This window comes from Caldicellulosiruptor obsidiansis OB47 (assembly GCF_000145215.1).
Lineage (GTDB): Bacteria > Bacillota > Thermoanaerobacteria > Caldicellulosiruptorales > Caldicellulosiruptoraceae > Caldicellulosiruptor > Caldicellulosiruptor obsidiansis.
Map to the genome: position 1 here is coordinate 2,042,824 of NC_014392.1, position 10,974 is coordinate 2,053,797.

Annotated in this window: 11 protein-coding genes; 3 read left to right on the top strand and 8 right to left on the bottom strand. The window is 31.3% G+C overall.

The features are described from left to right. Nucleotides 1–13: 13 nt before the first annotated feature. From COB47_RS09465 to COB47_RS12140, 3 genes are all read right to left on the bottom strand, one after another. On the bottom strand, nucleotides 14–571 hold the full coding sequence (locus tag COB47_RS09465; protein WP_013291152.1) for an HDIG domain-containing metalloprotein: 558 nt from the start codon (nucleotides 569–571) through the stop codon (nucleotides 14–16). 100 nt (nucleotides 572–671) lie between these two features. Further along, on the bottom strand, nucleotides 672–908 hold the full coding sequence (secG, locus tag COB47_RS09470; RefSeq protein ID WP_013291153.1) for a preprotein translocase subunit SecG: 237 nt from the start codon (nucleotides 906–908) through the stop codon (nucleotides 672–674). Between the two features lie 57 nt (nucleotides 909–965). After that, on the bottom strand, nucleotides 966–1,130 hold the full coding sequence (locus COB47_RS12140; protein ID WP_013291154.1) for a hypothetical protein: 165 nt from the start codon (nucleotides 1,128–1,130) through the stop codon (nucleotides 966–968). 955 nt (nucleotides 1,131–2,085) lie between these two features. Between COB47_RS12140 and COB47_RS09480 the strand changes: the two genes are divergently transcribed. The 3 genes from COB47_RS09480 (at nucleotide 2,086) to COB47_RS09490 (ending at nucleotide 6,488) form a co-directional block, all read left to right on the top strand. Beyond that, on the top strand, nucleotides 2,086–3,393 hold the full coding sequence (locus COB47_RS09480; protein WP_013291156.1) for a hypothetical protein: 1,308 nt from the start codon (nucleotides 2,086–2,088) through the stop codon (nucleotides 3,391–3,393). A 147-nt stretch (nucleotides 3,394–3,540) separates the two neighbouring features. Continuing rightward, nucleotides 3,541–4,284, top strand: a complete 744-nt coding sequence (locus tag COB47_RS12645) for a hypothetical protein (RefSeq protein ID WP_013291157.1) — start codon at nucleotides 3,541–3,543, stop codon at nucleotides 4,282–4,284. Nucleotides 4,285–5,141: 857 nt separating this feature from the next. Next, complete coding sequence (locus COB47_RS09490; protein ID WP_013291160.1) at nucleotides 5,142–6,488, top strand: hypothetical protein; 1,347 nt, start codon at nucleotides 5,142–5,144, stop codon at nucleotides 6,486–6,488. Between the two features lie 113 nt (nucleotides 6,489–6,601). Here COB47_RS09490 and dapF read toward each other — a convergent pair whose 3' ends face one another. The 5 genes from dapF to COB47_RS09515 form a co-directional block, all read right to left on the bottom strand. Then, complete coding sequence (dapF, locus tag COB47_RS09495) at nucleotides 6,602–7,438, bottom strand: diaminopimelate epimerase (protein ID WP_013291161.1); 837 nt, start codon at nucleotides 7,436–7,438, stop codon at nucleotides 6,602–6,604. A 29-nt stretch (nucleotides 7,439–7,467) separates the two neighbouring features. Continuing rightward, entirely contained in the window at nucleotides 7,468–8,826 is a 1,359-nt protein-coding gene (locus tag COB47_RS09500; RefSeq protein ID WP_013291162.1) for a PFL family protein, read from the bottom strand. Nucleotides 8,827–8,857: 31 nt separating this feature from the next. Then, the gene (locus COB47_RS09505) at nucleotides 8,858–9,127 is read right to left on the bottom strand and encodes an ACT domain-containing protein (RefSeq protein WP_013412665.1); all 270 of its coding nucleotides are present in this window, start codon (nucleotides 9,125–9,127) and stop codon (nucleotides 8,858–8,860) included. A gap of 43 nt (nucleotides 9,128–9,170) precedes the next feature. After that, on the bottom strand, nucleotides 9,171–10,094 hold the full coding sequence (locus COB47_RS09510; RefSeq protein ID WP_013291164.1) for a carbohydrate kinase family protein: 924 nt from the start codon (nucleotides 10,092–10,094) through the stop codon (nucleotides 9,171–9,173). A 221-nt stretch (nucleotides 10,095–10,315) separates the two neighbouring features. Further along, nucleotides 10,316–10,909, bottom strand: a complete 594-nt coding sequence (locus COB47_RS09515; protein WP_013291165.1) for a hypothetical protein — start codon at nucleotides 10,907–10,909, stop codon at nucleotides 10,316–10,318. Nucleotides 10,910–10,974: the final 65 nt, after the last annotated feature.

Consider the following 10,974-nt stretch of genomic DNA (forward strand, 5'->3'; position numbering starts at 1 on the left):
TACTCTTTTAATCTCATAAACCAAGTTCATTAGATATTTTTTGCATTGCTTTTAGTGCTATTCCTAAAAATTCTTCAAGTTCAAGTCCAAGTTCAGAACATGCCTTCATTTGTTCCCTGTTTGCCCCCTTTGCAAAACCTTTTTCATTGAACCTGTTTAACAAAAACGGTACTGTAACGTCCGAAAGTTTTTTAGATGGTAGAATCAAAGCACCAGCTACAATAAAGCCTGATGTTGGGTCAACACAGTAAAGAGCTTTATCCATAAGAGAAAGTCTTGGAAGTCCATGTGCATCATTATGAACCTTTACGGCATATACAATATCTTTATCAAAACCTAAATCCTCTAATATTTTTGAACCTACCAGGCTGTGTTCATCAGGTTTATCTTTTGTCTCTTCATAATCTATGTCATGAACAAGTCCACAAATCCCCCACTTATCCATATCTTGTTCAAAATAACATGCAAGCTCACGCATGATAGCCTCACAAGCCAGACAATGTTTTAAAAGATTCTGGGTTTTTATTCGCTTTTTAACTTCGTCCAGTGCAACTTCACGAGCAACAGACATGTTTTGTGTCCCTCCTTTTGTATTTTTGTTTGATGTAAAATATATTGAACGAAAATGGCAGTTAAAATAAAAACCCAAGGTTGACATTCAACCTCAGGTTTTACTTTATTACAAAGAATAAAACTATTGATACAACAAAGAAAGCTGCTGCTATAATCCACGTATATCTTCCAAGCATAGCATCAAGAGTTCTTCCTTTATACTTTCCAAAAAATGTCTCAGCACCACCTGCAATTGAACCTGAAAGTCCTGCACTTTTTCCAGATTGCAAAAGCACAACAATTATAAGTGCAATTGCTAAAAGAAGCTCTAAAACGGTTAGAATTATCTTTGCCATTGTGATTAAAAACCTCCTAAAAAATTTGTATTAATTTGTAACAAATTTTAATTCAAATCATAAATCTACTTCCCTGCACTTTGTTTCAACAAGCTTGATATTTCCTTCTTTGTCTTCACCTAAAAGTATATCACACATCTCTTTTGCTTTAGCGTTTGTGAGAAAAACATCTTCTGCCTTTTTTCCATCTTTATACTCAATATTAACGTAGAAAATTTTCAATTAACTCACCTTCCCTGCAAAAAGCCATAAAACCATATTACAATTATATCACATGCTGAAAAAAATTCAATCAAAATGATTAATTCAGATATTTTATTCTTCCTCAAGCAAAACCAACCGTACATATTGTGTGTTGATTTTTAAAAACATACAACACTTAAAAACTGCAAACTGCTACCTTCTATTGATTCAAAAAAAATAAAAATTGGAATATTCCCTCCTTAAAGTAAATAGAGGTTGAATATCATCAATTTTCTGACTGGAAACTCCCCTACCTCAATGTTTACAAAAGAAACCTTTAAATTTGGTTGAAAACTAAATTACAACATATTGCTTTTTTTATAGATTTCCTTCGTTAGTTTATAAATTTCTTGAACGGCATTTTCAAGTCTAAAGTAGTATATTGTATAGAAAAAGGTCATAACTATCAATATTGCAATTAGTATATACCCACACAGAGATTGTACATTGCTGTATACAAATATAAACGCTAATATTGTAATTAGTCCAAAGAAGAGTGTAACCAATAAGTGTACTAATCTTTCATGTTGAAAATTTTTTATCATTTGGTCATTATAAATGAAAAATTTTTCGTTTAACTGAATTTCATTATTTAATGCTTCTTCTAACAACTTTTTGTGTTCCAATATCAAGTTCAACATTTTTCAACCCCTATTTTTTACACATTTTAATTGTATTTTTGTAATTAACTGGACAATAAAAACTTTGCATAATTCTTCTTTTAGCTAATTTTTATTATATCTCAATGTTGCTAAATTCAAAATATCTTCTAATATCAAATAATCAAAGTTTCTATAAACATGTTTTTAAAACTTAAAGTCAAAGCTAATTGATGATAAAACAAAAGAAGAGTATAATATTGGTGATTTGGACACTGTCTCTGCACAGTTTGCTATAGCTTTGCCTATTGCATTAGGATAAGGAGGTCAACTAATTGAGGAAAATTTCTTTATTTGATAGTTTAAGAGAATATTTATCGAATTATAATACCAGAGAATTTTCAAACTTTTGTCTTTACAAAAATAATAAAATTTTTTGTTGGACTTATAAACATCCATTTAAATTATATCAGATGGGAGTATTTTATATTGATACTAAAAAATATAAATCTAAATACTTTAAACTTTTCAATGATGTTAAAATTTTATATAATGATATGTGCGAAGATATATTTACAATTCATGGCTCTTTTACTTCTTGTCTCAAACTCCATATAAAAAAACTGAACTCTGAGTTAGAAGAAGAGGATATAATAGTCATTCCCCTCCCTTTAGAACTGGAAGACTTTGATAACAGCCTTTTTTGTAAAACTAAATATTCAATACATGCAAAATTATTAGATAAAAGATATATCTTTGTGAAATTAATGCTATACTTTGATAAAAATAACAAATTAGAGATGTTTGAGCCATTGTTTATTTTTATTGATATTATAGCAAGAAAATATTATCTATTGTCTTCTCGACTATCAAAAAAAATAAAACATATCGACGTGGTCCAAGTACATCTGTTTGATTCTAAATACTTATTTTTTGAAATTAGCAACCTTGGAAGTTCCGAAAAACATGATCTCCTTGTCAATAATAAAGAAGGAAGTGATATTGTTTCAACCGATCATTTTACTCAAAAGCACATAATTTATCCTATTGAACAATTAAAAGTTGATATTTTAAAAGATACAGTAGATTTCGAAAAATACACTTTTACATGTACTCAATTCGATGCTGTTTTACCCTTTTATTTCATTGAGAATGATAACTATTATTATCTTAAAACATATGTTAATGAAAATAAATCTGAATTTTACAAAATTAATCTTCTTGAGAAGAATAATTCTTCACATCTTATTTGTACTATCAGGGAAAAAATATTAGAAAATTCTAGTTATACCAATTACAAAATTATTAAAGTAAATAAGATTGATAAAAAAGATGTTCTTTACATTGCAAGAGAAATAGTTGAAAATCAAGAAATAAGTATTATAGAAGCTCTCTATTTAGGAAAAAAAATAGTTACTAAGAATTACAACACATTTAAGTTTAACAAAAAAGAAAGATGTATAGATATTTGTGAAAGTGATGGCTACCTTGTAACAATGGAATATTTGGAGCCTAATAACACCATTTTTAAGTTTTTTTCACTTTATGATAAAAGATTACTACTACAAACCGAACCTTGTTCAAATATTTTGTATTTTAATAATCCTCTAGATAATGAGGAAATCTTGGTTGTACCATATTGATAAAGTTTCTAATCATTGATATTCTTTGAATTACAGTCGTTTTCCAGTTGTCAAAAGTAGTTTGGACAACAATTAGAATAATGTATGCAAAATAAGCTTGTGACGCCAAAAAGTCAAAAATAGAAATATCAATTGAGGTGTAAATAAGTGGGTAATGTAACTTTTGTAGGACATTTGTTTATTCCACAAAAAAGCATATTGTCTGAAAATCTATTAAAAATTTGTTCTAAGACGAGACTTTTGTACCACGAAGATACTTTATTTATTGCAACAAGAGAGGAAAATTCTTCTAATCTAAAAATTACAAATTTGCTAATATACACTCTTGAAGCAGATAAACGTCTTCACCTTTTGACTGAATACAGTTTAAAAATACCAATAGATAATATTATTGGTATTGATAAGACAAAAATGATTGTCTATGGTTTGTCTATAGAGCAAAACTCTTCGGCTTTTTGCATATTAAAAATAGATATATTAAACCATGCCGAAGTAAACTTATATGAAATAAAACTGCTACAGTTTAGGAAAACTGAATCTAAAATTTCCTTAAATCAGATAGAATGTTTCTGTCAAACTAAGATTCTTGATGGTAAATATTCTATTTTTACAATAGATTGTTTGATAGAAACAATGAATAAAAAGAAAAAAGATAAATCTTATCTTTTCTTCTTTGACTCAACAGTTGAGAAAATTTATGATCTTTCATACATTTCTGAAAAGTTTATAAAAGAAATTGAAATAGTTCAGACAACCTTGTTGGGAGGAAAATATATTCTTTTTCAAACTGGTAGAATTGGTGATTCTGAAAAATTTGATATTATCTTTGAGGCAATACAAGAAAAAAAGAAAATTTTGAGCTTTCTAATTTCCGTGTTAATCAAAAGATGATAATTTATCCTCTCAGGAAATTTTTTGAAGACATTTCTATTCGTAATGTTGATCTCGAAAGATATTGTTTTGAGAGAATGGATTTTAACGTTGTTGTTCCAACTTGTTGCAGATGGTTCGAAAATGATGAGTTTTTCTATATAAAGACTTTTATAACTCAAAACAAGTCAGAACTAATAAGAGTCAAAGTTTCTAGGTGTAAAAACAAAAGAAACCGTCTGCAGCCTTGATGAGAGAATTTTAAGTGATTCAATGTTCGTAAAAGAACGTATATTGGACAGCAATAAAATTCCAAAAAAAGAATTTATTTTATATTGTGAAAGCCAATAAAATAAATTCGTATTGTTTTAAAGTTACTATTTTGTTTTTTGGAAAAAGGATAATTAAGAGGGACTTTTATTTTGAATTTGAGGAAAATGAAAATATCATTAAATTAAATTTAAAAAAAGATTACATAATTACATCTAAAATGCATTTTAATGAAGAAGATATATTGCAAAATCCCGACCATCTTTATTTAACTTACAAGTCTTATAGTTGCTCTAATAAACAGTTTATTGATTCTCAAGATCAAGTTCACATGCTATATAAAGATATGGTTTTAGATAATCCTTATAATCAAATGGAGACACTGATATATTTTTACTGATTTATTCTTGATAGCTAATGAAATTTATAAAGTGCTTTTGAAATTATCTAAAGACATGGGAAAAGAAGGAAAAGACAATATCTTTGGTTATGGTTTAGTAAAATTTTGTAATACAAAAATTACAAAGAGGTAGCTAAACAAACTTTTCAAAGCTACTTCTTGTCTTTTAACAAAGCAGTCAATACTTTTATTTAGGAGGATAAAAATAATGAACATTGATGTTGTTTATATCCAAGATTTATCATCCGAAATGCATAATGTTTTAAAAAATAATCAATTGGGTAGTTTACCAATAGAGTGCAAAAATTTCTTATTAAGAAGTGTATTAAACCGAAGCACATATAAATCTGTTGGTATATGTTTTATTGATATCTCAAATCTTCAACTTAAAACTTACCTGTTTAAAAAAGAATTAGATAAAATCATTTATTTTGATGAAATAAATAATACACTATATGGGTATTACTGGAATATTGCAGATGACTATGTTAAAATTACTGTCAGGAGTATTAACCTGCTAAATAGAGACGAAAAAGACATTCTTGAAATTCCTATTGTTGAATTAAAGCTATGGGAAAATCACTTAAAACAGGAAGGTATAAGTAATTTCATTGTGCCTCCCCTCCTTTTTTTTGAAATGGTAAATTTTCGCTATATAATAACTATACACGACAAGTTTTATGCTTCCAACTCTAATAATAAATGGCAAATTTATGTAATAGACCTTTTTGAAAATAAATTCTATAGTTACATTTACGATAATGATCCTAAAAAGCCGTTTCCTATATCCTATATAAGGTATTTTCCTATTAGCAACGCTGACGGTTTTATATTTATTAAATTTGGACAAATTGACGCTGAGGAAAAGGAAATGTATCGGCCACCAGAAAATTCAAAAATGACTCGACACTTTTGGGAGGCTTTTGCATTTTATCCACTGAATAAATTTATTGAAGACATTAAAAATCAAAAATTATTTTTAGACGCTTATATTGTTGAACGTGTCTCAGAAAATTTTTCTTTTCGCTTTTTAGATGATATTGAATCGATAAAAGATTTGTGCTTCTACTATATTAAGAAATCTATAAAAACTAATTTATCCAGACTTATAAAATTAGAACTTAAAAATTATACAAAAGAGATAATGCAAACTTCAATCAATCTTGATAATAAATTCCTGCGCTATAATAATGGTTTACTAACGACTATTTCTTTATCAATTGAAGAAATAAATGATAAACAAAATCTGTTAAGAATAAGTAAAGAATTTTTAAATGGTAACAATACAAAAAGTGTAAATATTCTCCTGAGCAAAGAAGAGCAATTTATGCCAGATATCATGTACAAGTACATCTTAAAACATGGTCTTTTTTTAACTTTCTCCCCTCGTTTTGACTATAGAGATATTCCAAAGCATTATAAAATAAAGGTATATTCATTAGATTCTTCTTCAGCTTTTCTTGAATTTACCACAAAATATCCCCTTTCAAGTCCTTTTACAATTACACTTGTTGAAAAAAGTAGAACTAAAGATAAATTTTTATTAATTATATAATACCAAATTTTAATTGTTAAATAAAAAAGCTCTCATTCTTGGCATCTATTTTTATTTATAAGCTTTATAACCAAGATAAGAGAGCTTTTTTCTGTAATTTCTAAAAATAATCTTTAATCCAAATACTCTCCAACAAAAACCTCCTCGGCAGGTCCTGTCATGAATACTGTGCCATCATCTTGCCACTCTATTTCAAGCATGCCAAAATAAAGGTGGACGTTTACCTTCTTTTCTGTAAAACCGTTCAAGTTTGATGCTATCACAGAGGCACAAGAGCCTGTTCCACATGCAAATGTAGCTCCGGCTCCTCTTTCCCACGTTCTCACCTTAATATTATTCTTGTCAATCACCTGAACAAAATTGACATTTGTTTTCCTTGGAAATACCTCATGCTTTTCTATTTTAGGACCTAAAGTATAAATGTCAACCTTTTCTACATCGTCAACAAACAACACTGTGTGAGGAACCCCCATCAACAGGGATGTAATCTTATACTCTTTGCCTTCAACCTCTATTGAGGTATTTATAGCATCGCTCTCGGGGTCACCCTGCATAGGAATGTCTTTTCTTTTAAAACTTGGCTTTCCCATGTTAACCCTTACTTTCTCAACAAGCCCATAATCGTTTAAGATAAGCTGTGGTTCTATTATTCCTGCCAATGTTTCAACTTTGAATTTGTCTTTTTTCACTATTCCTCTTTCAAATACATACTTAGAAAAACATCGAATGCCATTACCACACATTTCTGCTTCAGACCCGTCTGAGTTTATAATTCTCATCCTGATATCAGCAAGCTTCGAATCTAAAACAAGCAATATCCCATCTGCTCCAACACCAATATGGCGATGACACATCTTTTTTGCAAGCAAGTTATAATCTATATCTTCTTTACCCCTTGCATCTATCACAATAAAGTCATTGCCAAGTCCATGCATCTTAGAAAAAAGCATAAATTTACTACCTCCTCTAAAAAACTTTTTTAATTTCTCAGCGATATTATAGGTGGTGGAACTCTTCCCCCACGTTTTATAAGCTTTTCAGGTGAGTTTCTGTTTATTCTTATTACCTTTGAACCTCCCAAAAGCCCACCAAAGTTAACCTCATCGCCTTCTTTTTTACCATACGCAGGAATGACTCTCACAGCAGTTGTTTTGTTATTATATACACCAATTGCTATCTCATCTGCTATCATCCCTGAAATTAATTCAGGTTCAACATCTCCCGGCACAACAATCATATCAAGCCCAACAGAACACACACTTGTCATAGCTTCTAGTTTTTCCAATGAAAGTGTTCCACTTTCAACCCCTTTTACCATTCCAGAATCTTCTGAGACAGGAATAAACGCACCAGATAAACCCCCTGTAAACGTTGCAGCCATCGCTCCGCCCTTTTTTACAGCATCATTCAAAAGCGCTAAAGCAAATGTTGTGCCATATCCACCAACCTTTTCAACTCCTATCTCTTCAAGTATCTCTGCAATGCTATCACCAACTTTCGGTGTTGGTGCTAAAGATAGGTCTACAATCCCGGCTGGAATTTGGAGCTTTTTGCTTGCATACTGCAAAACAAGCTGACCAGCCCTTGTTATTTTAAATGCCATCTTTTTTATTGTCTCATAAATCTCATCAATTGAAGCATCTTTCTTCTCTTCCAATGCTCTTTTCACAACACCAGGACCTGAGATTCCCACATTTATACAGCAATCTCCCTCGCCTGTCCCATGAAACGCACCTGCCATAAATGGATTATCATCTGGTGCGTTTGCAAACACAACAAACCTTGCGCAGCCGAAACTGTCTTTGTCCTTTGTTTTTTGTGCAATATCTTTTATTATAAACCCAAGATGGGCAATCACATCAAGGTTAATACCCGACCTTGTTGTGCCAACGTCAACCGAAGAACATAGTCTATCTGTTGAGGCCAATGCATCTGGGATAGAAGATATGAATTTTTTAGTATTTTCATCATAGTTTTTGTGAACAGCCGCAGAGTAACCACCTATCAGATCAACCTCAAGCTCTTTGGCAATCTCATCAATGGCAATCGCAACTTCTATGAGATCTTCATATGAATAAGAAAAGGTCAAAAGAGAAATAGGTGTAAGAGCTACCCTTCTGTTGACAATTGGAAGTCCAAACATATCCTCAATTTCATCTGCTACACTTTTAAGATTGCCGGCATATTTTGTAATCTTTTTCTTCATGTTATCAATAAATCTTTGTGGAACATCTGAACAGCAATCAAAAAGACTAATACCTATTGTAATTGTTCTGATATCTAAATTGCTCTGCTTTACCATATTAATAGTTTCAATTATCTCCTGTGATGTGAACATTCTGCTTTCATCTCCTCAAAAAGAAAAATTATTATATTCTGTTTATGCTATTGAAAAGGTCTTCGTGCTGCATATTTACATCAACGCCTATTTCCTCTCCTTTTTTTATGAGAAGATCTTTCAGTTCAGAAAACTTCAATTTGCAATCTTTAAGGTCAACAAGCATTATCATCGTAAAAAATCCTTGCATGATCGTCTGGCTTATATCAAGTATATTTACATTGTTCTGGGCAAGTAAGCTCGAGATTGCCGCAATTATACCAACCTTATCTTTACCAACAACCGTTATTATTGCTCTCATCATTCTTTCCCCCAAAAGTTTTTATAATAAAGTTTTTTGGACTTCAAAGCCTTTCTAAAACCCAACTGTACTCAGGAATTGCGGGAATAGCACCTTTTTTGGTCGCACACAGAGCCCCTGCTATGTTTGCCTTTCTTACAATTTTAACAATTTCATCTTCTGATAAATTTTCAATTGGCAAAGATTTTGAAATTTCATACAAAACCATACCAACAAAACAGTCTCCACAACCAGTTGTGTCAACCACATCAACTTTTATTGTATCAACAAAATATGACTTTCCCTTAAAGAAAACCATGCTACCCTTTTCGCCAAATGTTACAAGAAAAATCTTTACCTTGTCTTTTATTCTATTATAAAAGTTATTTACCTCCTTTTCATATAGCAAAACCTCTTCCTCAGACATCTTCAGAATATCAACAAACCCATTTTCAACAGGCTCAATCATGGTATCTAAAGCCTTTTTTTGACTTTCCCACAGGCTACTTCGGTAATTTGGGTCATATGAGATTGTGCTGCCACTTTGTCTTGCAATCTTTAAAAGCTCAAAGGTGGTTCTTTTGTTTTGTTCATATGTCATTGAAAGCGAGCCAAAGTGAAATATATCAGCTGATTTTATAACATTAACATCAATATCCTCTACCTTTAAGTAAACATCTGCACCATGTTTTCTTGAGAAGGAAAAAGATCTCTCACCACGGCTGTCAAGCTTTACAAACGCAAGAGTTGTAAAATACTCATCTGTCATTTTAATATTTGAAATATCAACACCACAGGTAGAAAGGCTATCTATAATCATTTTTCCAAATATGTCATTTCCAACCTGTGAGATTAAACAGGATTCCCCACCAAACTTCGCAACCACTGCCGCAACATTTGCAGGAGCACCGCCCGGGTTTGCTTCAAACAGGTTATCTTTTACATTCAAAAAATCTATCAAAACCTCGCCGTAGCAGACAACTTTCAAAAACCAATAGCCCCCTTTTCTTTGAGTATAACATTATTATAGAACATTTAATATTCAGAAGTGAAGAAGATATAGAGGGATAAATAAACCTTGTGAGAAACCTTTTAATATACTCTTAAGCATACTTTTTAAAAGTTCTTTACAGAAGAAGTGTCAAAATTTTTTATAGCATATTAAAAAATAAGGGGCTCTTCTGCCCCTCTCAAAAGTCCTCAATATCATTAAACACTAATATCATGCACACTCTTAATACTTATATTCTTTACCTTCTCCTTCTCAAACACATCCTTTACCCTCTTTGTAACTATTAAAGATATACCATCAAGCAGGTTAAAATCACTGCCGTCCCAGTCCTCAGGCTCAAAATACCATCCAAACTTCCTTATCTTCTTAGTCCCATCCAGCCTCTCCTCTACTATCTCGCGATATAAATCCCACCTGTTTCTCAATATATTACTCACAACACTTATTCCCCAGTAACCTTCGCTTATTACACCCTTCCTCTCATCCTTTATCACTACCTTAAATTTCCTCCAACCCATAAGTCCATACCTCTCCAAAATCTCTATCACCCTGCTCGACACTATCAGTATGTCACTTCCTGTGGTAAGAACATCTGATAACCTTTTATTCCTTATCCTCCAAAACTCTATCGCCCCTTCTTTTTCCACTATCTCATGCCCTCGTCTTAATATCTCTAAATATTTACCACTTAAATAGTCTTCCTGTCGCAATTCTACTTGCATTGAGCGCCAATCAGATCTAAGATGATAAAAATTATCATAAAAGCTAAAATCTAACCCTTGTGAACCCATATCTATCCGCTATCTCCCTTCCTTTTTCTATCACTTCAATTATATCAATATCCTCTATCCGATCT